A 24,461-nucleotide genomic window follows, 5' to 3' on the forward strand; every position below is an offset into this window, starting at 1 on the left:
TTTATTTTTATTTTTCTAAGAATTTAATAATAAAAATTAGTGTTATATGCAAAAAATTACGCATGTTGATTTATATCGAGTACAATGTATCGAGATATTAATTTTGCGTATTATAGGTAAGAGTAAAAGATAAATAAACGAATAATTGGAATTTTAAATTGTTTTTATTAGAGAGTAGAAGATGAAATTATGAATACGACCATAAGTTTGAAGGGTATTCGCCCAAGCGGTGACTCAATAGTCATTGGATTATATTCTTCTATTTACATAGATGCTGTTTTAAAAGTTAATTTGAGTAATGCATTAGACGGAGATGAGACTAACGCAATAGATATTCCTCAAATTGCTGAGCGTCTTGCTTTTATGCTTAAACGTTGCGAAAAAGATAGCGAGATTGAGGAGCATCCTGCTATAGCTTTAGAACTTATTGCTAAATCTGTTTTAAATTCTGCTATGCACACTTGGCAAATCAGTGAGGCTGATATTACTGTTCATGCTGCTTTAAGAAGCGAATATTACGGCATGAAAAGCACTGTTGACGATGTTTGCGTTACTTTGAATAGTGTTTCTAGAGAAGAGTTAAATTATTCGGAACGGCATGTAGTTCCTGATTCTCTTGCGCATGTTGCTGTTCGTAGTGGAAGCGTATCAGTTGACGATCTTGAGGAAGGCGAAATAGCAGATTACTATCGTTCTCTTATTGAGGAAGATAGAAAAGAAAAGCAGCGCAAAGAAGACGAGGACGCTGCTGCAGCTGCTAAAGCTGCCGTTGATATCGCAAATTCTTTCGCGGATGATTATGAAAATAATGGAGATTCAGAGTGCTCTTGTGTCGATGAATCTAAAAGTGTCAATTATGGCAGTGAGCTTGTTAAAAGAGAAACTAAGTCTCCTTTGTTCCGTATATGTCCGACTCCGTTACAGACAACTGCAGTAATTTCTATGAAGGGTGTCGCGAAACAAGACACGCGTTCTGCTATGCTGAGAATAGTTGCAATGCTTGAGCAGGATAGAGAATCTCGCGTAGATGGCGTATCGGCACTATATGTTGCCAATATGCTTGAAGGTGATTATTACGCGGCTGTATTTATTCTGTCTTCGGGCGGTGACGAGTATGAACTGCTTCGCTTGCTTCGCGCTGTTGCTACTTTGTATAAAGATAAGGTGACTGTGCGAGTGTTGGGTACGCGTTCATATGGTGCTTCTGCTGCTGATACAAGAACTGTTGATGCAGAAAAATTGCCGCAACAACTAGCGGAAATGGTGATGGTTGACCCTAAGTCGCCTGAACTTATGCCGTGGCTGCAGATAGAGTCGGATGCTGCTTTGGATGACAACTCAGTTTCGTACTCATTAGCGTTTGCTTTTGATGCTCAAACTGTTGGGGTATACTCAGAGCAATGGCTTATAGGGGATGGTTGTTAATGAAAGCGTATCGCACACCTTGGTGGTATCTGGTACTAGGGTTACTGTTTGGCTTTGTGCTGGGCGCATTTCTAGTGTCGTCAACAGAGTCTAGTGCTATGTCGTTAGCAGGAGCTCCGTGGGTTGTTGTTGCAATTATGGTGATTGCTGGCTTAATAACTTTTGTTATGGCGTTGCAAACTCATCAAAGTGTTGCTAACAAAGATAAAAATAAGAAGCGTGTAAGTTCTCAATTTGCTGTTGCAGCTCTTATGCTGTCTAAGGCATTGGGAATGGCAGGTGCTATTTTGTCTGGCTGGTACGTTGGGCAGTTGTTAATGAGTCTGCCACACAGTGAAATAATTCTGTATAACTCTGTTGTGCGTGAATGCTCTATTGCTGGCTTGGTGTGCTTTATTGATATGGTCGTTGGGATTTTGGGCGAGTGGCTCTGCCAGATTCCGCCTGAAGATGATTCTGAGTCTGTCAATAAGTCAAATCGTACGCCAGCAACGTGCTAGTATTTGCTAGCTATTAGTTTGCGTAGTTTTATGTAAGTTGCATCTTGCTTGAATTAAGTAGGTAAAAGTATTAAACGCTTTTTACGCAAGTTGCAACAAACGCTGGAATTTCAACGTTTGTAAGGATGGTATATTACTTTGGCTGAATTTATCTATCAGATGATTAAGGCGCGTAAATCGTACGGAGATCGTGTAATTCTCGACGATGTTACTTTAAGCTTCCTTCCGGGCGCAAAAATTGGTGTTGTGGGTCCGAACGGCATGGGTAAGTCGACGCTGCTGAAAATTATGGCCGGTTTGGAAAATGTGACCAACGGTGAAGCTTCTTTGACTCCTGGCTATACGGTAGGTATTTTGCAGCAGGAACCACCTCTTGATGACACTAAGACGGTTGGCGAAAACATTAAGATGGCTTTTGGTGAGATTGCGCAAAAAGTGGCGCGTTTTAACCAAATCGGCGAAGAAATGGCTAATCCAGACGCTGATTTTGATGCGTTAATGGAAGAAATGGGTAAGCTTCAGACTGAAATTGACGCTGCAAACGGTTGGGATTTGGATTCGCAGCTTGAGCAGGCTATGGATGCTTTGCAATGCCCAGATCCGGATTCGCCTGTTTCTGTGTGCTCTGGTGGTGAAAGGCGTCGAGTTGCATTGTGTAAGCTTCTTCTTGAAGCTCCAGATTTGCTGCTTTTGGATGAGCCTACTAACCATTTGGATGCGGAATCTATTTTGTGGCTTGAACAGTTCTTGCACAAGTACGAGGGTGCTGTTATTGCTGTTACGCACGACCGCTACTTTATGGATAACGTAGCGGAGTGGATTTGCGAAGTTGACCGTGGTCAGCTTTATCCATATAAGGGAAATTACTCAACGTATTTGGAAACTAAAGCAAAGCGTATGGAAATCCAGGGTGCCAAGGATGCCAAGCTTGCTAAGCGTTTGAAGAATGAGCTTGATTGGGTGCGTAGCTCGCCGAAAGCTCGCCAAGCTAAGAACAAGGCTCGTTTGGAACGCTACGACCAAATGGAGCAAGAGGCACGTAATTCCAAGAAGCTTGACTTCTCTGAAATTCAAATTCCAGCAGGTCCACGTTTGGGCTCGCAAGTTTTGGAAGCAAAGCATATTCACAAGGCTTTTGGCGACCGTGTACTTATCGACGACTTGTCGTTTACGCTGCCTCGTAACGGTATTGTTGGCGTGATTGGTCCAAACGGCGTTGGTAAGTCTACGCTGTTCAAGACGATTGTGGGCTTGGAGCCTCTTTCTGGCGGAGAGCTTATTGTTGGCGATACTGTGAAGATTTCTTACGTGGATCAGAATCGTGCAGGATTGGATCCTAATAAGAACTTGTGGGAAGCTGTTTCCGGCGGACTTGATTTTATTGAGGTTGCAGGCGTTGAGATTCCTACTCGCGCATATGTTGCAAGCTTTGGATTTAAAGGTTCGGATCAGCAGAAGCTTACTGGTGTGCTTTCCGGCGGTGAGCGTAACCGTTTGAACTTGGCTTTGACTCTTAAGCAGGGTGGAAACTTGCTTCTTCTCGATGAGCCTACTAACGATTTGGATGTTGAGACTTTGGAAAGCTTGGAAAACGCTTTACTTGATTTCCCAGGCTGCGCTGTTGTGGTTTCGCACGATCGCTGGTTCCTCGACCGAGTTGCAACGCATATTCTTGCTTGGGAAGGCGACGACGAGAATCCTGCAAAGTGGTACTGGTTCGAAGGTAACTTCCAAGCTTACGAAGAAAATAAGATTGCGCGCTTGGGTGAGGAAGCTGCTCGTCCGCATCGCTTGCACCGTAAGCTCACTCGCTAGTTGAGTTTTGTTTTCATTTCTTGGTGGAAACATTTGCTGGTGATTTTTCCGGCGTTTGCGCGACGACCTGCTTTCGCGCTTGGAGCGTAGTGTGCGAAAGTAACTCGGAGCGTGAGCTTGCGTGGAAAGTCCAGTGGACTTTTTCCATGCAAGCTCAGAAGCGAGCACTTATAGTGCGAGCGTCTTGGCGCTTTTTTGACAACATTTGCCGTGATTGTGCCAGGCGTGTGCTAGGCTCGATTAGTTCACGTTTTGAAATTTAAATTTTGAATACACATATTTTACGAAAGGCTATTGTGCCGCATACTCATCATGCTGCGTTCGCCCAAAAGCGAGGCGCGAAGAATACCAAGAACGTCAAAAATACTAGGAAATCAGCTGAAAAACGCAATCCTTTTGAATATCAGGGTAGTCATAAAAATCACGGTTCTAATCATGAGTTCAATTCGCGCAGGGAGCGCAATCGCAAAGCAGAAAAAGCTCGTCGAAAAGCGCGCGAAAAAGCTTTGCGTTATGAAGAAGTAGCTATTGCGGATGCTGAACAAGATTTTGCTAAAAATAATTTTGCTAAGCATAATATTGATAAAAATAATGTTGTTAAAAATGATATTGCAAAATCTCATAATACAAAACAAAATTCTGCAATATCTTTGCGTCCTACTTCAAAAAAGCAAAATCAAGATTCTCATAACGCAACAATTATTCCAGACTCTGCTATTGAATCTTGTGAAAATTACCGTGACGATGTCACTTTTGCGCAACTTGGAGTCCCAGAGCCCTTGGTAGAAGTGTTGCGTGCTGATGGGAAAACTACTGCATTCCCAATTCAGCAAGCAACGCTTCCTGATTCATTACAAGGTGCAAATATCCTAGGGCGAGGTCGCACAGGAAGTGGTAAAACATTAGCATTTTCTATTCCACTTGTTGCGCGTTTAGCTGAGAATTTTGTTGATTTAATTCATTCTGATAAAAACCGTAAGTCACGCGAGTTTAGTGAAATTCCTGCTCCTAGAGCAATAATTCTTGCTCCAACTCGCGAGCTTGTGCATCAAATTGATGACGTAATAGCGCCGCTTGCTACAGCTTATGGCATGCGTACTGTGACAGTGTATGGAGGTGTGAGATACCAGCGTCAGGTATCGCAACTTAAGCAGGGTGCGCAGATTGTGCTTGCTTGCCCTGGTCGTTTGGAAGATTTGCTGCGTCAGGGAGCACTTACGCTTGAAAAAGTGATGGTTAGTGTGCTTGATGAAGCAGATGAAATGGCGGATATGGGATTCCTTCCTGCTGTTACTAGACTTCTTGAACAAGTTGCGCCAGATGGTCAACGCATGCTGTTTTCTGCAACGCTTGATAAGCAAGTTTCTACATTGGTTGAGCGTTTCCTTCCAAATGCTGTTGTTCATGCTGTGGATGATGCTGATTGCCAAGTTGACACTATGACGCATCATATTTTTGCTGTGTCTGCAGGGGATAAATACGAAGTTTTGCGAAAGCTTGCTTCTGGAAAGAAACGTTCTATATTCTTTACGCGCACGAAATATCAAGCGAAGAATATGGCGAAAAAATTTGTGCAGCAAGGTATTCCTGCAGTTGATTTGCAAGGTAATTTGTCGCAGAATCAGCGAGATCGTCATTTGGCTGTGTTCGCTGAAGGCTTGGTGCGCGTGCTGGTTGCTACGGACGTTGCTGCGCGAGGTATTGATATTAGCGACGTTGCATTAGTTGTGCAAACTGAGCCTCCTGAGGATCCTAAGTCTTTCTTGCATCGTTCGGGTCGCACTGCTCGAGCTGGTGAAGAAGGCGATGTCGTAACTCTTGTGCTTCCTAATCAGAAGCGCGCTGCTCATATGATGCTTCGTAAGGCTGGAATTCATGCGAAAGCTGAGGATGTGAGTCCTTCTTCATCAGTTCTAGATGAGATTGTTGGTGAAGCTGCCGAGCTTCAAGAAGGCTGGAGTATGCCGGAGCCGGAGCAGCAGAAGCGTAAAGGTCGCGGTCGTGGACGCGGTGGACGCGGGCGCGTACGTGGGCAACGCGGTGAACGCAGCGAACGTCGTTGGCACGGTAAACGTGGCGAACGTGGTAGTCGTGTTCATCGCTTCGGTCGTGAGTTTTAGAAACAAATGCTGTGTGTTTTACAGCATTTGTTTTCGTTTTCACTACTTTTGATAACATTCGCCAGTGATTTTCCGGCTTTTGTTTTCGCTTTAGTTTTCTTGTCTGTTGTGGTGCAAGGCTGTGATATTTTTCTCCTCGCGCTTTTTATTTGCGTTATTCTTGTATTTTTGTCTATTTCGCCGAATGATTATGTGTTTTCGACAGAATTGCCCTATGTTTTATACATAACATCAACTGGTTTGGTGTTTTCGACAAAACAGCAGCAATACTACAAAAGTAAGTAGCAAGTTGGCAAGCAATAAGCAACTTAGTAATCAGTTAATCAGCCTGTTAAGCAAGTCAACAGTCGGTTAAACTAGTTAAGCCAATTAGCAAATACTTATTTAGATTGACCTTTACCAAATGCGCGCAGTTGAACGCCGTTCCAGTCAGTGCTTACGGTTAACGGAGTGGCTGCGTTCATGCCAGCTGTTTTTGCTGCAGATTGAACGGTACTAGAACTTGGGGAACCTTCGCGACCTGGTTTTGGAGTAAGAACCCACATAGGAGCGTCATTGTCAAGCATATTTGTGGCATCCATAATAGTGTCTGCGAGCTCATCTTCGTCGTCGCCGTCGCGCCACCAAATAATCACACCATCAACAGCAGCGTCGTAATCCTCATCTACCAACTCTTCGCCGGTAAGTTTCTCGATGCTTTCGCAAATTGTTTCGTCAACATCGTCATCCCAGAGCCATTGTTGGACAATGTCTCCTGGTTGGAATCCGAATTCCTGTGCATGCTGAAAAGCTATCTGTTCCACGTGATTTAATATATCAAAGCGTCACGAAGTGCGCACATTTAACGGCGTGTATTCAGTAATTTATCGTTTATCAATTACGACACACCAGGACACGCCGCAAAAATCGCGATTGTGACATAAATCACTATATATAGGTGGTTATCTTTGCGTCTTGCCCTAGATATTGTGCATGAGTTGGGTTATAGTAGAGCGAGTTGTTAGAAATAGTTCCCATGTTTGCAACGAGAGATTTTGCTAGAAGGAACAGTGTTTGAGAAAGGTCTGTACCGATGCAGGTTTTGGAAGAAACTGCTGTCACAAGCGCAGAAAATTGTACGGATGATGTAGTTGAAATTCCAGTTTCTCGCGTGCAGGTCGAAAAGCGCGATGGTCGCGTAGTTGATTTTGATCCGCTGAATATCATTATGGCAATCAAGGCTGCTTTTAAGGATTTGGGCAAGGAAGTCGGTCCGCAAGAAGAGCAGTTGATTCGTAATATTTCTGATCATATTGAGGCTGAAATTCAAGATCGTTACAATGGCCCGGCGAAGATTGAAGATATTCAGACCTTGGTTGAGCATAGTCTTATTGAAAATCACCTTTATGAGGTTGCTCGTTGCTACACGAGCTACCGACTGAACCGAGATATAGACCGCGCTAAAGCTACTGATATTAACGAGGCTGTTAACCGTCTTGTAAATCGTGATGAGTCTCTTGTTCGTGAAAACGCAAATAAGGATTCTAATGTTTATGCAACTCAGCGTGATCTTCTTGCAGGTGCTGTTTCTAAAGCTTCTGCGTTCTCTATGCTTCCTCACGCAGTTTCTAACGCTCATATGAAGGGTGATATTCACTTCCATGACGCTGATTATTCGCCATTTACTTGCATGAGCAACTGCTCGCTTCCTGATTTTGGCGATATGCTTGCTAAGGGATTTGCTCTTGGTAATGCAATGATGGATAGTCCAAAGTCTATTGGTACTGCTGCAACTCAGGTTACGCAAATTATTAAGGATATTGCTGGCGCGCAATACGGTGGTCAGACTGTTAATCGCGCTGACGAAATGCTTGAGCCTTACGCTAAGTGCGATTACGACAAGAATCTTGCTATGGCACACGCAATGATTCCTGATTCCACGCCAATTCAAGTCGCAAAAGATATGATTGACGGCTTGAAGGCTCAGGAGCCTAAGAATCTCCACTGCTTGGACAGGGATCCACTGCCTGCTGATACTCCTTTTGATAAGAATTTGGGCGAGTTGGATCAGCTCCGTGAAGTTTACGCAAAGATTATGACGCGTAAGGCGATCTACGACGCTATGCAAACAATGGAATATCAAATCAATTCTAACCGCGTTTCTAACGGTCAGACTCCGTTCGTAACTGTTGGCTTTGGCTTGGGTACTTCTTGGTTTGCTCGTGAAATTCAGCGCGCTATTTTGCTTAACCGTATTCGTGGTCTCGGCAAAGATCGTCATACTGCAATCTTCCCTAAGCTTGTGTTTACTATTAAGCACGGTGTTAACGCGGACGCTGGCGACCCGAACTACGATTTGAAGCAGCTTGCGCTTGAGTGCTCTACAAAGCGCATGTACCCAGACGTTGTGTTCTACGAGAATATTGTTAAGATTACTGGCTCCTTCAAGGCTCCTATGGGTTGCCGTTCGTTCCTTCAGGGTTGGATTGATCCAAAGACCGGCAAGGACGTTGAAGATGGCCGTATGAATCTTGGCGTTGTAACTGTTAACATGCCACGTATTGCTCTTGAATCTCACGGCGATGTGACTCGCTTCTGGAAGCTTTTCGACGAGCGTATGGAAGTAGCTCACCAAGCTTTGCGATTCCGTATTATGCGTTGCAAGCAGGCAACTCCTGTAAATGCTCCAACGCTGTTCCGTTACGGTGCTTTTGGTCGTTTGGAAGCTAACGAAAGCGTGGATCAGTTGTTCCGTAATGAGCGCGCAACTGTTTCTCTTGGCTACATTGGTTTGTACGAAACTACGGCCGTGTTCTTCGGCAAGGATTGGATGCAAGATCACAGCTGGAATGAGGAAGGCAAGGAATTTGCGCTTTCTTTGGTTCGCCGCATGAATAAGCTTTGCCAGCAGTGGTCAAAGGCGGAAGGCTACCATTATTCCGTTTACTCAACTCCTGCTGAGTCTTTGACTGACCGCTTTAACCGCATGGATCGCCAGAAGTTCGGTCGCATTGAAGGCGTAACTGATCACGACTTCTACACTAATTCCTTCCATTACCCGGTTTGGTTGCAGCCAACTCCTATGGAGAAGCTTCGCTACGAGGTTGACTTCCCGTATCTTGCTTCCGGCGGTTTTATTAACTACTGCGAGTTCCCATGCTTGCAGGCAAATCCTAAGGCTTTGGAAGCTGTTTGGGATTACGCTTACAAGATTGGCATCGGCTACTTGGGTACGAATACGCCAATCGATCACTGCTTCGTTTGTGGATTCCAGGGTGATTTTGAGCCGACTAAAGAAGGCTTCCGTTGCCCGGAGTGCGGCAACAGCGACCCAGATAAGTGCAATGTGACTAAGCGTACTTGCGGTTACTTGGGCAATCCTGTTCAGCGTCCAATGGTTCACGGTCGTCACGAAGAAATCGCTCACCGCGTAAAGCACATGTCTGGCGAAACTGGCCATGTGACTCTTAACAACGGTGAGTCTCGTGAATGGTATGAGGAAACAAAATAAACTTAGCTAATTTACTATGTTGAAACTTAGTAAAATAAGTATGACTAGATAATTTAGCTAAATCAATAGCTTTTCTTGTGTTTGTTGTTTGGTGATAATCTGGCCGTTAGAAATGTATTGCATTTTGTGATTGCACTTTCTAACGGCTGGATTTATTTTATTTTCGCAAATTTGGTTGTTTATTTTTTAGTTGTTTATTCGGTTTGGAAGGGGGTTGGATATGGCTCGCATGAGTTTGCACGATTTTGCGCCTGCAGATGTGAATCGTGGACCGTGGATTCCTACCTCTCTTTCCAATAATCCTCGCGCAGGACAGTGGTCTAGTGAGCGCATGAGCCAGGGGATGATCGCCGATTATAAGCGTTTTTTGATGACAGACGGCGAAGGAATTCGTTGCTCGCTTTACGTTTCCGGCTGCCCGTTCCATTGCGTTGAGTGCTATAACGAGTCGATTTGGGATTTTCGCGCAGGTCATCCTTATACTCAAAAGCTTGAAGATCAAATCATGGAAGATTTAGCGCAGCCTTATGTGCAAGGTTTAACGCTTCTTGGCGGCGAGCCGTTGCTTAATACGGGCATTTTGCTGCCTCTTTGCAAGCGTATTAGGAAAGAGTTTGGCAATACAAAAGACATTTGGAGTTGGACTGGATACACTTGGGAAGAGCTTATGCGCCCAGGGGAGACGCCTGATAAGCTTGAGCTTTTGCGTTACATTGATATTCTTGTTGACGGCCGTTATATGAAAGATTTGCACGATTCGCTTTTGCAATTTCGTGGCTCTAGTAATCAACGAATTATCGATGTGCCAAAGTCTCTGGAAAATCCGCAAAATCCTCCTGTAATCTGGGAAAAGCTTCACGATCAGGAGCGTTTTATTCCGTCGATTTACGGAAAAGACCGCGCGCAAGGCGAAGGCGACGCTTCGTAATCCTATTGAATGCGCCACTCATACGATATATTTAACAATGTTTGTGGACGATTATAAGAATGCATACATATACACATGTTAAGCTAAATATAATTAACCTAGTAACATCTGTATTGCAAACTGTCAAAAGAATTATGCTAACTATGCTCATAAATACTGTAACTAAACGATATACAGTTGGGTATGTTTTTTCTTTGCATAAATATAAAAGATAGATTAGTAATATTAATAGGACGAATGCTTGAATGGTGAGACTAACAGTATTAATACAAGTGTTATCGTCTTTTAAGTCCTTCAATTGTTTAAAGAAATAAATAGCTGACGAAATATAACAAAGCAGCGTTATTGGCAGTAGAACTATGTGTTTGCTGTTCATATTGTTCCTCACATAATTGTTGATATTAATGTGGAAATTCTCACTGCAAGTCGACACGAATGCCTTTCTGCTGTGCTACAGCGCCAACTATCTTTGTGTTACTCATAAGTTTCTTCTTGGGTGTTGGCTTGAACTTGCAATGATAGTAAAAAAGACATGGATAATGCTACTGAGCAAGTAAGTATTCTATTAATAGCTTTTTTATATTCATGACAGTACCTCTTTATACATGCGAATATACACTTTTCATTATATAATTTTTTATAAGATGAAATCAATCGTTGTTTATAATTTGAATGTGTAGAAGCACTTTTTCGTATGTGATTTGTCTGTATACTACTATGTCAAAGATTCATCTATTTATGCATTTGGTAATGAAGTAACTCAATACGGAAATGCGCCATGCGCAATAATTCAAATATGTATTTGAAGAAGTGATATTATTAAACCTACACATGACGTTATGTAGGGGAAGGGATGCAATGGCAGAAAAGCCGAAGAACAATTCACGAAAAATTAGCAATAATTCTCCTCGCGCATTGCGTACGATTCTGTTATCTTTAAAAAAGTACCGTTTTCTTGGCGTTTTAACAGTTGTTACTATTCTCGTTGAAGCTGCTATGCAAATTGAGATTCCTACAGTAATGTCAAATCTTATTGATTTTGGCATTATGTCACGTTCTCAAGAAGCTGTGCAATATTATGGTTTGCAATTGCTTATTTTTGCTGCAATTGCAATGATTGCAGGCGTTATTTCTGGTATTTGTTGTGCGCATTCTAGTGCTGGTTTCGGTAAAAATTTACGTCACAACATGTTTTCACGCTTACAAAGTTTAAGTTTTTCTGATTTAGATAAGTTTTCTAGCGGCACTGTTGTTACGCGTATGACTAGCGATGTGTCAAATGTGCAATTTGCTTACCAAATGATTATTCGCTCTGGTGTTCGCAGCGTTATGATTATCATCACTGCTTGGTGGTTTACTTTTTCAATTAGCCCTGCTATCTCGTGGGTTTTTCTTTCATTCGTGCCTATTATTGGTGCAATTGGCGCTGTTGGAGCTAGTATAGTTGCTCCAGCATTTTCTCGAATTTATCGAATGATTGACGAGATGAATAATAGAGTTGGCGAGAATTTGCATAATATTCGCGTCGTAAAGTCTTATGTGCGTTCTGATTATGAAATAAGTCGTTTTACGCGTATTTCACATAAAATCTATGATTATTTTATTAAAGCTGAGTATGTGTTAAATTGTAGTATTCCTTTGTTTAACTTATGTTTTTATTCTGGCATGCTACTTATTGCGTGGTTGGCTTCGCACGAAATTGTGGCTTCGGGAAATAATCCTGCTTTTGGTTTAACAACAGGAAATCTTGCTGCATTAGTAGTGTATGCTTTGCAAATTTTGTTTGCTTTAGCGAATTTAGTTGCAGTTTTTGTAATGTCGTTAACAGCTCGAGCTTCGATGCATCGTATTTCACATGTTTTGCAATCTCGAAATACTGAAGTTGTTTCCAAGCATCCGCTGACAAAGCTTTCTGACGCTTCTGTGCGTTTTGAAAATGTTTCGTTACGCTATCCTCAATCAGATAATACAGATGAATCTGCCCCAGCAGAACAGGAAATTTTACATGATATAAATATATCTATTCCTTCTGGAGCAACTGTTGGTGTTGTTGGTGCAACGGGATCTGGAAAATCAAGTTTAGTGCAATTAATTGCAAGACTTTATGACGTAACTTCTGGCACTCTTTTTGTAGGTGGAAAAGATATTCGCGATTATGATTCTTCTAGTTTGCGTGGAGAAGTTGGCGTTGTTCTACAAAAAAATATTTTGTTTAGTGGCACAATTGCAGAAAATCTTCGCTGGGGTAGAGCGGAAGCAAGCGATGATGATTTGCGTCAAGCTTGCGAAATTGCTTGTGCTGATGAGTTTATTAAAGATTTACCAGATGGCTACAATACGCATATTGATCAGGGCGGTAAGAATGTTTCCGGTGGTCAGCGACAGCGTTTGTGCATTGCGCGCGCACTTTTGAGGAAGCCGAAAATTTTAATCCTTGACGACTCGATGAGTGCAGTTGATATGAAAACTGATAGTAAAATTCGCGATGGCTTGAAAAAGTTTATGCCTGATTCTACGCAAATTATCGTTGCTCAGCGCATATCTTCAATCGAACATGCAGATATTATTGTTGTTCTTAAAGATGGTCGTGTTGTTGCTAACGGTTCGCATGATGAATTATTTAAGTCTTGTGAATTTTACAGAAATATGGCGATTTCTCAAGAAAAAAGTAGCATAACTGGCGCAACTAAAGAAGAAGGAGCTAAATAACAATGGCTAAGAATAAAACGGCTCACTCTTCTAAAAATGATTCAGCTATTAGTTGGGAAACTCTTAGCAGACTTGCCTCTTATGTGCTGGTGTATCGAGTTAAAATTTACGTAATTATTGCATCAATAATAGTTAGCGCAATTGTGCAAGCTGCAAGTGCAGTGTTTTTGCAATCTCTTGTGGACTCGTATATTCTTCCGCTTGTCGGTAAGCATAATCAGGATTGGACGCCTCTTGTTCGCATGATTATTCTGATGGCAAGTGTTTACGCTGTTGGTGTGTTTTGTTCTTGGCTTTGGAGCAGACTTGTTGCGAATATATCTGAAAGTGTTATGCGTGATTTGCGAGATTCTATGTTTAAGCATCAGCAGAAGCTTTCATTGCGTTACTTAGATTCTCAAGGTTACGGCGATATTATGAGCCGTTACACAAACGATACTGAGGTTCTTCGTGAGGCAATTTCGTGGGCATTTCCGGACTCTTTTTCTGCGCTAATGTCGATTTTGGCAGCGTTTATATCTATTATGTGTCTATCGCTTCCGGTTGCAGTTTTTGTAGTTATATTTACTGCAATATTGCTTTATTTAGTGCGTTTTATGCTAAAGAAATCTGGCAGTCTATTTGAGCAATTCCAGCATGCATTAGGTGAGCTAAATGAGTTTGTTGAAGAATCTGCAACAGGCAGCAAAGTGATTAAAATTTTTAATCATGAGGCAGATTCTATTGAAAAATTAGATAATTGCATAGAAAAAGTGCAAAAAATTTCTGCAAGTGCAAATTCTTATGCAAATAATGTAATGCCTGTTATTAGTAATGCAAGCTATTTGCTTTATGTATTAATTGCTTTACTCGGTGCGTGGGCTGCTTCAGCAGGTCTGCCAACGCTGGGATTAGCTGGATCTAGTACTCTTACATTGGGTACACTTATATCTTTGCTGGCACTTTCGCGCGCATTTATTAACCCTATTGGCGAAATTACAATGCAAGCTAACGCACTTATGATGGCTCTTGCAGGAGCTTCTCGTATTTTTGAGTTACTTGATGAAAAGCCAGAACTTGATTCTGGCAGTGTGCAATTAGTTAAAGTGCGTGTACTTCAGTCTGATGAAGATCTTGGAGAAAAATCAGCATTTGATGTGCTTGAAGAAGTAGATGAACAATCTGAAGGAAGCAATATTTATTGGGCTTGGAAAAGATCAAAGCAAGATAATGGTACTAAAGCTAAAAAGCGCGCTCAAAACTTAAGTGAAATGGCTCAAGAGATTGTGTGCCATGCAAAGCGAGATGCTCGCACTTCTAAGGATGGCCGCTATACTTTGCTTCGAGGCGACGTGCGTTTTACGGATGTTGTGTTTGGTTACAAAGAAAATCATCCTGTTTTACACGATATTACGTGGTTTGCAAAACCTGGTCAAAAAGTTGCTCTTGTTGGAGCTACAGGTGCTGGAAAAACTACTATTGCTAACCTTCTTACGCGTTTTTACGACATCGATGATGGGCAAATTTTGTATGATGGCATTGACGTGCGCGATATTTGCAAAACGGATTTGCGCCACGCTATTGGCACTGTTTTGCAAGATGTGAATTTATTTACAGGCACAATAATGGACAATATTCGTTATGGAAATCTTGATGCTAGCGACGAAGATTGTATTCAAGCTGCAAAATTAGCTCATGCTGACGCGTTTATTTCTCATCTTCCTGACGGATACAATACGCAGCTTAACAATGGTGGTGAAGGGCTTTCTCAAGGTCAGAAGCAGCTTATTTCTATTGCTCGTGCTGCAGTAGAAAATCCGCCTGTGTTGATTCTCGATGAAGCAACTTCATCGATTGACACGCATACTGAAGAGTTAGTTCAGCATGGAATGGATTCTTTGATGGAAAGGCGTACTGTGTTTGTAATCGCTCACAGACTGTCTACAGTGCGCAATGCTGATGTGATTATGGTGCTGGATCACGGTCGCATTATTGAGCGCGGTTCACATGAGGAATTATTGGCAAAACGTGGGGAGTATTATCAGCTTTGCACTGGAGCTGTTGAGCTTGAATAATAGCTTGATTTTGTGCGGCAACACGCCGAACACGCGCGGCACTTGCATTTTGCTAAGGATTCTGTAAGATAGTGACTCGGCTGTTCGAGAGAACAAAGCCACGGCCCCGTAGCTCAGTTGGTTAGAGCGCCGCCCTGTCACGGCGGAGGTCACCGGTTCAAGTCCGGCCGGGGTCGCGATTAATAGAATACCCGGTTCGCCGGGTTTTTTATTCGTCATGGCTCTGTAGCTCAGTTGGTAGAGCGAACGACTGAAAATCGTTAGGTCAGCGGATCGATCCCGCTCGGAGCCACAACAAAAACGCGCGACACGATTTGTGCCGCGCGTTTTGTTTTATTCGCTAGTCAAGCTGCTTCCACGAATCAACATCAATATGATGCTCAGGATTTGCCTGCCAAGCTGCCCAAGCAGATTCTACGATATCCTTAACGTCGTAGCGAGCATGCCATCCCATTTCTTCGTTAATTCGCTTCGTGCTGCCAATAAGCTGTGGAGGATCTCCAGCTCTGCGATCAAGAACAGTTTCTTTAAATGGTAAACCGGTAACTCTGCGCACTTCGTCAACAATTTCGCGCACAGACGTGCCCTTACCAGTTCCTACGTTAAAAGCATCGTACTTGCGCTCGTCGCGATCCAAATACGTGAGTGCCGCAATATGCGCGTCTGCTAAATCAGAAACGTGAATATAGTCGCGAATGCAAGTGCCATCAGCAGTAGGATAGTCGTCGCCAAAAATAGCAGGTGCTTTTCCTCGCTGTAGTCTGTCAAGAAGCATAGGGATTAAGTTCAAAATCGCAGGATCTTCCAATTCCACCGGACCGCATCCAGCTACGTTGAAGTAACGCAGTGCGCAGAAGCGAATTCCGTATGTGTGCTCGCAAGCACGTGCCATCCACTCGCCAAAAAGCTTGGTTTGACCATAAGGGTTAATTGGCAACATTGGCACAACATCTTCTGGTACAACTTCAACAGGAGGCACTCCATAAGTTGCTGCAGAAGAAGAAAATACGAGCTTCTTAACTCCGCTATCTTTCATGCCTTCAAGCACATTAAGCATGCCGTTAATATTCTGTTGATAATACCAAAGTGGCTTTTCTACGGACTCTCCAACTTGCTTTCTAGCAGCAAAGTGAATTACAGCATCGACGTGCTCATCTTTCATAATTTGCGCAAGTCGCTTTCCTGCATCAGGAGAAGAGATATCCATACCATAAAGACGTGCGCCTTCAATTCTTGTAGGCTTTCCGTAGCTTAAATCGTCAACGACGACGACATTTTGCTTTGTTTCATGTAAAGCGTGAACTACATGTGCTCCAATGTATCCGCATCCACCTGTAACAAGAACAGTCATTGTCGACCTTCCTTTTGAATAATATCAATACAATCAGTGAGATTATATCTCGTAAAACTGAAGTTTAATGATATGCATCTGTTGCATAACATCTGTTATTCTCGCATTTTGATTCTGCAGCGTATGCTTAACTTGAATGTGTTAGTTGTATTATTTTGTAAGGTGATGTTCGAATGATATTTGTTGCGTTATCTATATTACGTGTGATTATACGCGCTTATTTGATAATAATGATTATTCGAATGGTTGCAGATTGGTTATTTGTGCTTGTTCCTCGTATGCGTCCTAGAGGTGCTTTTAATTTTCTAATACGGATTATTTATTTCATAACAGAACCGCCATTACGCGTATTGCGCAAGTTTATTCCGCCAACTCGTTGTGGAAATATTAGTATTGACGTAAGTTATATGCTTTTATATTTTGCTCTATACGTTCTTCAAATTTGGTTATAGATGAGTTTATGGTTTTTTAACGCGTAATTTTTATAAAAGCGGCGTTTTGTTGCATAAATTTTTGTATTAACCGCACTAATTTTCTGCGGACGTGATAGCATCGAATAGATATATATCAAAGGGCTATGCCCAAAAAGCGAGGTGTAAAGCATATGACTCTGTTGACGCCTAAGGACATTCGAGAGCATACCTTCCAAATTGTACGTTTTAAGGGAGGTTATGACGTTGACGAGGTCGACGAGTTTCTCGATCAGGTTACAGAAACAATAGAAGCACTCGGTCAGCAGGCAGTGCAGGGCCTAGGGGCTTCCACGCAATCTCTTGGCCGTGATGTTGCGGGTTTGAATACGAAGATTGCTGAGTTAACTTCTAAGGTAGAATCCTTAACTAAAGAAAATGAGGCATTGCGTGATGCTTCTAAGAAGCAGGGTGAATCAAATGAAGCTGCTTCTCAACTTGAAGCTACTGCAACTAAGTTGCGTGAAGCTGAAGAAAGTAATCGTGCTTTGACTGCTCAAAACCAGCAGTTGAAGGAACAGTTAGATGGTTTGGGTGCGCAGGTAGATCAGTTAACTGCTCAAACTGCTCAAGCAGACAATGCTAAGCAGGTTCAAAAAGAGCTTGAAACTGTTACTCGCGAGCGTGACGACTTCCGTGCAAGTAGCGAAAACTTGGGTCGCGAGCTTGAAACTGTTCGCCAGCAGCTTGTTGTCACTCAGCAAGAAAACACTAAGATTGAGGAACTTTCCAAGCAGTTGGAAGAGTCTCGTCAGCGTGAAGAGCAGCTTCGAAAGCAGGTTGCTAAAATGGAACCAAATACTGAAACTGGTAGCTTGCAAAAGATTGCTGGTGCTGGTGCAGAAGCACAAGGTTCTGAGCCAGAGCGTGCAACTGCAATGTTGACTCTTGCTATGCAATTGCATGATCAATATGTAGATAAGGGCAAGGCTAAGGCTCAGCAAATTGTTGAAGAGAGCCAAGCTCGTTATAATGAAACTGTCGCTAAGGCGGATGAATATTCTGCACGTACTCGTTCTGAAGCTGAAGAGTACAGCAAGCAGACTCATGCCGATGCTGACGATTACTCTACTCGTACTCGCAGCGATGCTGATTCTTATGCTGCTCGTGCTCACAATGAAGCTGATGCTTACTCTGGTAAGGTTCGTCAAGCTGCTGATGATTACTCTAAGCAGACGCACGATCAAGCTGACCAGTATGAAGCTGAAGTACAGCATCGTGCTGCAGACTATGATTCTACAACTCGTACAGCTGCTGATGCATATGCTCGTCAGGTACGTGAGAATCTTGAGAAGCAAACTCAAGTTATTGAAGGGAATATTCAGAGTCTCAAGCAGTTCGAAACTGAATATCGTACTCGCTTGACTGATTTCCTTGGTCAGTTGGTTGCTCAAGTTTCTGATGAAAATACCTATGCTGCATTAGGTAACAAGCAGGGTGAAGAATCTGGTAAGCAAGAGTAGTTTTTAGCAGTGCGTAACTGATATTTTAAAATGTTGCGCACTGTGCCGATACTATTTGAATTACTAAAGATCGGATAAATATTGACGCATAGGGATGTGCGTGTGAAACGGCTACGTACTCGCGTAGCCGTTTTTGCACTAATTGTTTTTATTGGTGTTGTGCTAGATCGCATAACAAAACTTTGGGCTTTGGCGACGCTTAGTGACGGGAAAAACATTGAGCTTGTGCCGCACTTGCTTTCTTTAACTCTTGTACGAAATCCTGGAGCATCATTTGGCTTAGGTTCTTCTTTTACATGGGTTATTAGCGTATTAGCTTGTGCTGCTTGTGGTGCCATGATAGCGGCTATTAAGCACACAAAATCTTTGTATTGGACTATTGCGTTTGCTCTAGCGTTTGCTGGAGCTTTTGGAAACCTCATTGATAGAGCGCAATATGCTCAAGGTTTTTTGAATGGCAAAGTCGTAGATTTTATAAACTACGGTTGGTCTGTTGGGAACGTTGCAGATATTGAGCTTATGTTTGCAGGAATCGCAGTCGTATGCCTTATTTTGATTGGGATTCCTCTTTTCGAGCATGCCGATGAGTGATATTTGCTTTAAAGTTACAAGCCAGTTTTCCGGCTGCAGATTTGATGTTTGCTTATCAAAACTAATGGGAGTTTCGCGTGCAAGTGCGATATCTCTTATTGAGCGTAACCAAGCGAAAATCTTAGGTAGAAAATCGCAAAAATCCTCCATTTTGCAAGATGGCGATACGATTGTTGTCGATCAAAAAGAAAGTGCAGAACAAAAAGAAGAGCAAAATAATGAATCTTCTGTATGTAATATTCCAATTATTTACAACGACGACGATATTGTTGTAATAGATAAGCCTGTTGGAGTTGTCTCTCACGCAGCAAAGGGATGGAGTGGGCCGACAGTTCCAGAATGCCTAGAAGCTGTTGGAATAGATATAAAAACAACGCTGTGCGACGAATCGCGCAAAGGAATCGTAAGCAGATTAGACGTTGGAACAAGCGGATTAATGCTAGTTTGTAAAACAGATTTTGCTTATGAAGTAATGAAAAATCAGTTTGCAAAGCATATCGTTAAAAAAACGTATCATGCGCTTGTTCAAGGAGATTTAGCGCAAGATAAAGCTACTATTGATGCTCCTATAGGTCGCGCAAAAGTATCTGATTTTCGTTTTACTATTACTTCTGACGGCAAGCCTGCTGTTACGCACTGGGATGTGCTTGAGCGTTTTAGTCAAGCAACGTTAGTAAGCGTTAATTTGGAAACTGGTCGTACACATCAAATACGCGTCCATTTTTCGTCTATAGGTCACCCTTTGGTTGGGGATTCAATGTATGGAGCGAACCCAGTTTTGGCTCAAAAACTTGGGTTGCAACGTCAATGGTTGCATTCTATGGAACTTACTTTTACACATCCTCGCACAGGTAAATCAGTGACGGTTAAGTCGCATTATCCTCTTGATTTGCAACACGCGTTAGAAGCTATGCGAGCATTATTAAAGTAACGTTTTTGCATTTTTTCAGTCAACTTTCGCTTATAGAATATCTTTTATGACTCAGCCGGAAACCAACTTCGTACATTTGCACAATCACACGCATTATTCACTTCTAGATGGTGCGTCAAAAATACCTGATTTAGTAGCGCGCGCTAAAGAATTAGGCATGCCGGCTGTAGCTATTACGGATCATGGCAACATGCACGGCGCGTACGAAATGTGGAGTACGGCTGTAAAAGCTGGGATTAAGCCAATTATTGGCATAGAAGCGTATGTTACTCCTGAAACAGCAAGACAAGACAAAAGTCGCGTGCATTGGGGCACGGAAGATCAGCGTGCAGATGACGTTTCTGGCGGCGGTTTAATTACGCATATGACTTTGTGGGCGGAAAACGATACTGGCTTAACAAATCTTCTTAAAGCTTCGTCTGTGGCGAATCTTGAGGGTAGAGTTATGCGCTACCCACGTATGGATAAAGACGTGCTTTCAACCTACTCAAAAGGTGTAATTGCGTCTTCAGGATGTCCTTCTGGAATTATCCAGACGCGTCTTCGTTTAGGTCAGTTCAAAGAGGCTTTACGCGCAGCCGGAGAGTTTCAAGATATTTTCGGGCGTGACAATTTCTTTATTGAGCTTATGAATCACGGGCTTTCTATTGAAACGCGCGTAACTAAAGACTTGCTTGAAATTGCAAAAAAACTTAACGCACCTCTTCTTGCAACGAACGATTTGCATTACGTTCATGAAGAAGATCGTGAAGCGCAAGATGCTATGCTTTGCATTAATTCCGGCTCGCGCTTGGACGATCCTGACCGTTTTAAGTTTGACGGTTCAGGATACTATTTGAAGTCCGCTGAGCAAATGCGTGAGCTTTTTAAAGAATTTCCAGAAGCTTGCGATAACACGCTTGAGATTGCTCGTCGATGCAATGTTATGTTCGACGACGGCGAAGATGGCGCTTTTATGCCGCAATTTGACTGCCCGGAAGGTTGGGATGAGACTTCGCTATTCCTTAAAAAAGTCGAGGAAGGTTTGGAGCGTCGTTACAATAACAACATTCCAATGGAAGTTTTAAAGCAGGCTGATTACGAGTGCGGTGTGATTTGCCAAATGCAATTCTGCGGATACTTTTTAGTTGTTGCAGATTATATTAATTGGGCTAAAGCGCATGGTGTAATGGTAGGTCCTGGTCGTGGTTCTGCTGCAGGCGCTATGGTTGCGTACGCAATGGGCATCACAGAGCTTGATCCTATGAAGCATGGTCTGATTTTTGAACGCTTCTTAAACCCGGAGCGCGTATCCTTGCCTGATATTGATGTTGATTTTGACCCGGATGGCAGGGCCAAAGTTCTTGAATACGTGGGCGAAAAATACGGTAGAGATAAAGTTGCTCAGTGCGTTATTTACGGAACTATTAAAACGAAGCAAGCTCTTAAAGATTCTGCGCGTATTATGGGCTACGAGTTTTCAGTAGGCGAAAAAATTACGAAGGTTCTTCCTCCTGCTAAAAACGGCAAAGATATGAGCTTGCACGATATTTTCGACGAAAAATCAAAGCGTTACGCTGAAGCGCGCGAGTTTCGCGAAATGTACGACACGGATCCAGATACTCATCGCATTACGGAAGAAGCTAAGGGCATTGAAGGTTTGATTCGTCAAACAGGTGTGCATGCTTGTGCAACAATCATGGGCTCGGAGCCAATCACAAACACTTCGCCACTTTTAGAGCGCACTGACGGTACTATTACTACAACTTTTGAGTATCACACTTGTGAAACGCTCGGTCTTGTAAAAATGGACTTTTTGGGTCTTTCCAACTTGACAGTTATTCGCGATACTTTGCGAAATATCGAAAATAATGGGAAGGATCCGATTGATTATACTAAGATTCCGTTAGACGATAAAGCTACTTATCAACTGCTTTCTAGGGGTGATACTTTAGGCGTTTTTCAGCTTGATTCCGACGGTATGCGTGCGCTTCTACGTACTTTGAAACCGGATAATTTCAATGATATTTCGGCTTTGATTGCACTTTACAGGCCTGGTCCTATGGATATGGATTCGCATACGAATTATGCTAAGCGCAAGAATGGTTTGCAAGATATTATCCCTATTCATCCAGAAGTTGCTGAGCCGTTAAAGGAAGTTCTGGACGAAACTTACGGTTTGATTGTTTACCAGGAGCAGGTGCAGTCTGCAGCGCGTATTTTAGCAGGATACAGTCTTGGTAAAGCAGATGTGTTACGTCGAGCAATGGGCAAGAAAAAGCCGGAAGTGCTGGCAAAAGAGCAGGTGCCATTCTTTGAAGGTATGAAAGCTCACGGATATTCTGAAGAAGCTGCACAAGCTGTGTGGGATGTTTTGGTTCCGTTCTCTGGTTACGCGTTTAATAAAGCTCACTCTGCAGCTTATGGCTTGATTTCTTACTGGACTGCATACCTAAAAACGCATTATCCTGTGGAATTTATGGCAGCTTTGCTTCAAAACGAACGTACGAATAAAGACAAAACTGCACTGTACTTGGGCGAGGCAAGGCGCATGGGTATTCAAGTTTTGCAACCTGATGTAAACGAGTCTGTTCTTGAGTATTCTGCAGTTGGAGATGTTGTGCGCTTTGGTTTGGGTGCTATTCGTAACGTTGGAGACAAAGCAGTAAACGATATTATTACTGAGCGTGAAGGTGAGCGCGGACGTTTCGTAAACTTTATGGATTTTGTACAACGTGTTCCTATTAGTGCACTTAATCGACGTTTAGTAGAGTCGCTTATTAAAGCTGGAGCTTTTGATTCTATTGATTCAAATCGTCGTGCGCTGTTTCAAATTTGTGATCCTGCAATTGATTCTGTGATTGCGCTTAAGCGCAAGCAGGCAGAGGGTCAGTTTGATTTATTTGCTGATCTTGATTCGTCTTCTGACTCGGATGACGACAACGGTATGGGAGATATGCAAATTACTGTACCTGATGTTGAAGAGTGGGATAAAAAGACAAAGCTTAATTTTGAGCGAGAAATGCTTGGATTGTACGTTTCTGATCATCCACTAAGCGGATTGTCTGCAGTTTTGGCAGATTTACGTGAGATGTCAATCGCTCAACTGATCGACAGAGCAAGAACTATGAGCGACGGTCAGCAAGTAACTATTGCAGGCCTAGTTACGAGCGTAGATAGGCGAGTGTCTCGAAAAGGTAATGCTTGGGCGATTGTCACAGTTGAAGACATGGAAAGTTCAATACAATGCATGTTCTTTGGCAAAGTGTACGAAGCTTCAGCGCAAGAACTTGCAATTGATCAAGTTGTGCGTATTCGTGGACAAGTTGAAGTGCGTGATGAAACTGTTTCCATGCGTGCTACAGAGTTTGAAATACCAACTCTTGAATCAGTGGATGAGAGACCTTTAACAGTTGTTATTCCTCGTAAAGTTCTAGATAAAGGTCGTGTTGCGCAATTAAGTAATATTTTGAGCCGACATCCAGGCTGCTGTGAAGTGCGCTTGGCTCTTGTCGACGATACTGGCAAGGCACAAGTTCTTACTTTTGGAGATCGTTTCCGTGTAAAGCGAGATACTTCTTTGTTTGCTGAAATGAAAATCGTTTTTGGATCTAGTTGTTTGCCTAGTGCGTAGAAAATATGCACTACTGATTTGATAAAATATAAAACTAGGTATGCTTTAAGAAATTACATTGAAAGAGGAGGAAATAACGAATATGTTAAACAACGGTGACGAGCGTAACAGTGACGATAAGCGTAAAAATGATGGTGAGCGTAACAATGACGATTCTGTGCGCACTTCTTTTACTGATGCGGAATTAGATAATGCGCTCGCTGGATTTGAACGTGAATTTAAAGAAGAGTCGCAGGAAAATTTAAATAGCGAAAATTTAGAAAATAACCAAAAAAGCGACGATAATCAAGAAAATGATTTTCTTGATCAAGCTATGCGCAATATTGAAGAAGCTAATTTTGAAGAAGATTTGCAAGGTTTGCTTGGAAATAAAGCAAAAGTTGCGTTAATGATTACGTATGTGCAGCCTGCTCAGTTACTAGCTGCTTTTTGCAAAATGGCTAGTGTTTCAGCACGATGCTTCGATGAAGAGCAAGGTGCTGTTGCAGTATTAAAAAATTTGGACGGCAATGAGCCGGAAGAAGCAGTGCAAAAATTTGTTGATTTCTTCCGTGGAATGGATGTTATGCTCATTACAAATAGAGCTGATAAATTAACTGCAAAAGTTTACGAATATAATTGCGAACCGCAAGAAATAGTTGCGCCTATGGCATTAGCTGTGTGGTCGCGTACAGTAGAAGATTTAGCTATTGGCATGGAAACAGTTGAAACTATTTCGAAACAAAATATAGAAATGTTCAATAGTGACGATTTGAGCGATGCGAACGCGTACGAGCTATTCCAAAAATATGGCAAAAGAAAGTAAAAATAATTAAGCAATTAATTGGCATATTAAATTGAAGAAGTTGCGTTAGAAAGTAGAAATTTCATTACAATTACGTAAATTCATTGCAGATAAGCTCAACATATGAAGCGCAATACGAAATAATACACTACAATTGCACGTGAATATGCATATGTGCGTGGCTATGCATACAACCGGATGATACCCAAGGGGTTTA

Annotated in this window: 16 protein-coding genes and 2 tRNA genes; 16 read left to right on the top strand and 2 right to left on the bottom strand. The window is 42.4% G+C overall.

Going from position 1 to position 24,461, the window contains the following annotated elements; genetic code table 11:
• Positions 1 to 189: 189 nt before the first annotated feature.
• From HXT59_RS03095 to HXT59_RS03110, 4 genes are all read left to right on the top strand, one after another.
• A complete protein-coding gene (locus tag HXT59_RS03095; protein WP_012914414.1) occupies positions 190 to 1,425 on the top strand; it encodes a hypothetical protein in 1,236 nt (411 codons plus the stop codon).
• A complete protein-coding gene (locus HXT59_RS03100) occupies positions 1,425 to 1,925 on the top strand; it encodes a DUF3180 domain-containing protein (protein WP_033888467.1) in 501 nt (166 codons plus the stop codon). Before HXT59_RS03095 ends, HXT59_RS03100 begins: the two co-directional genes overlap by 1 nt.
• A gap of 138 nt (positions 1,926 to 2,063) precedes the next feature.
• Entirely contained in the window at positions 2,064 to 3,740 is a 1,677-nt protein-coding gene (gene ettA / locus HXT59_RS03105) for an energy-dependent translational throttle protein EttA (protein WP_004118724.1), read from the top strand.
• 296 nt (positions 3,741 to 4,036) lie between these two features.
• Entirely contained in the window at positions 4,037 to 5,860 is a 1,824-nt protein-coding gene (locus HXT59_RS03110) for a DEAD/DEAH box helicase (protein WP_421784334.1), read from the top strand.
• Positions 5,861 to 6,240: 380 nt separating this feature from the next.
• On the opposite strand, the gene HXT59_RS03115 is transcribed toward HXT59_RS03110, so the two are convergent.
• Positions 6,241 to 6,663: a DUF3052 domain-containing protein gene (locus HXT59_RS03115; protein ID WP_012914411.1), complete on the bottom strand. Its 423-nt coding sequence runs from the start codon at positions 6,661 to 6,663 to the stop codon at positions 6,241 to 6,243.
• A 269-nt stretch (positions 6,664 to 6,932) separates the two neighbouring features.
• Here HXT59_RS03115 and nrdD point away from each other — a divergent pair, with 269 nt between their 5' ends.
• The 6 genes from nrdD (at position 6,933) to HXT59_RS03145 (ending at position 15,333) form a co-directional block, all read left to right on the top strand.
• Positions 6,933 to 9,350, top strand: a complete 2,418-nt coding sequence (gene nrdD, locus HXT59_RS03120) for an anaerobic ribonucleoside-triphosphate reductase (protein WP_004108547.1) — start codon at positions 6,933 to 6,935, stop codon at positions 9,348 to 9,350.
• 220 nt (positions 9,351 to 9,570) lie between these two features.
• Positions 9,571 to 10,278: an anaerobic ribonucleoside-triphosphate reductase activating protein gene (nrdG, locus tag HXT59_RS03125; RefSeq protein ID WP_004108545.1), complete on the top strand. Its 708-nt coding sequence runs from the start codon at positions 9,571 to 9,573 to the stop codon at positions 10,276 to 10,278.
• A gap of 858 nt (positions 10,279 to 11,136) precedes the next feature.
• Entirely contained in the window at positions 11,137 to 12,987 is a 1,851-nt protein-coding gene (locus HXT59_RS03130; protein WP_004108543.1) for an ABC transporter ATP-binding protein, read from the top strand.
• Positions 12,988 to 12,989: 2 nt separating this feature from the next.
• Complete coding sequence (locus HXT59_RS03135) at positions 12,990 to 15,041, top strand: ABC transporter ATP-binding protein (protein ID WP_004108541.1); 2,052 nt, start codon at positions 12,990 to 12,992, stop codon at positions 15,039 to 15,041.
• Between the two features lie 102 nt (positions 15,042 to 15,143).
• Positions 15,144 to 15,217 (top strand) — tRNA-Asp (locus tag HXT59_RS03140).
• Positions 15,218 to 15,260: 43 nt separating this feature from the next.
• A tRNA-Phe gene (locus HXT59_RS03145) sits at positions 15,261 to 15,333 on the top strand.
• A 48-nt stretch (positions 15,334 to 15,381) separates the two neighbouring features.
• Here the strand turns inward: HXT59_RS03145 and galE are convergent.
• The gene (galE, locus tag HXT59_RS03150; RefSeq protein WP_004108540.1) at positions 15,382 to 16,392 is read right to left on the bottom strand and encodes a UDP-glucose 4-epimerase GalE; all 1,011 of its coding nucleotides are present in this window, start codon (positions 16,390 to 16,392) and stop codon (positions 15,382 to 15,384) included.
• Between the two features lie 173 nt (positions 16,393 to 16,565).
• Between galE and HXT59_RS03155 the strand changes: the two genes are divergently transcribed.
• The 6 genes from HXT59_RS03155 to HXT59_RS03180 all read left to right on the top strand — a co-directional run bounded on the left by HXT59_RS03155 (position 16,566) and on the right by HXT59_RS03180 (position 24,265).
• The gene (locus tag HXT59_RS03155) at positions 16,566 to 16,844 is read left to right on the top strand and encodes a YggT family protein (protein ID WP_012914408.1); all 279 of its coding nucleotides are present in this window, start codon (positions 16,566 to 16,568) and stop codon (positions 16,842 to 16,844) included.
• A 152-nt stretch (positions 16,845 to 16,996) separates the two neighbouring features.
• Positions 16,997 to 18,325: a DivIVA domain-containing protein gene (locus HXT59_RS03160; RefSeq protein ID WP_103013822.1), complete on the top strand. Its 1,329-nt coding sequence runs from the start codon at positions 16,997 to 16,999 to the stop codon at positions 18,323 to 18,325.
• Between the two features lie 96 nt (positions 18,326 to 18,421).
• Entirely contained in the window at positions 18,422 to 18,916 is a 495-nt protein-coding gene (locus HXT59_RS03165) for a signal peptidase II (protein ID WP_102703211.1), read from the top strand.
• Positions 18,909 to 19,847, top strand: coding sequence for an RluA family pseudouridine synthase (locus HXT59_RS03170; RefSeq protein ID WP_076003028.1), 939 nt, complete (start codon positions 18,909 to 18,911; stop codon positions 19,845 to 19,847). The genes HXT59_RS03165 and HXT59_RS03170 overlap by 8 nt, the downstream gene beginning before the upstream one ends.
• 46 nt (positions 19,848 to 19,893) lie before the next feature.
• Entirely contained in the window at positions 19,894 to 23,460 is a 3,567-nt protein-coding gene (gene dnaE / locus HXT59_RS03175) for a DNA polymerase III subunit alpha (protein ID WP_012914404.1), read from the top strand.
• 82 nt (positions 23,461 to 23,542) lie between these two features.
• A complete protein-coding gene (locus tag HXT59_RS03180) occupies positions 23,543 to 24,265 on the top strand; it encodes a hypothetical protein (RefSeq protein ID WP_004108527.1) in 723 nt (240 codons plus the stop codon).
• Positions 24,266 to 24,461: the final 196 nt, after the last annotated feature.

The organism is Gardnerella sp. KA01001 (assembly GCF_049244025.1).
Classification (GTDB): domain Bacteria; phylum Actinomycetota; class Actinomycetes; order Actinomycetales; family Bifidobacteriaceae; genus Bifidobacterium; species Bifidobacterium swidsinskii.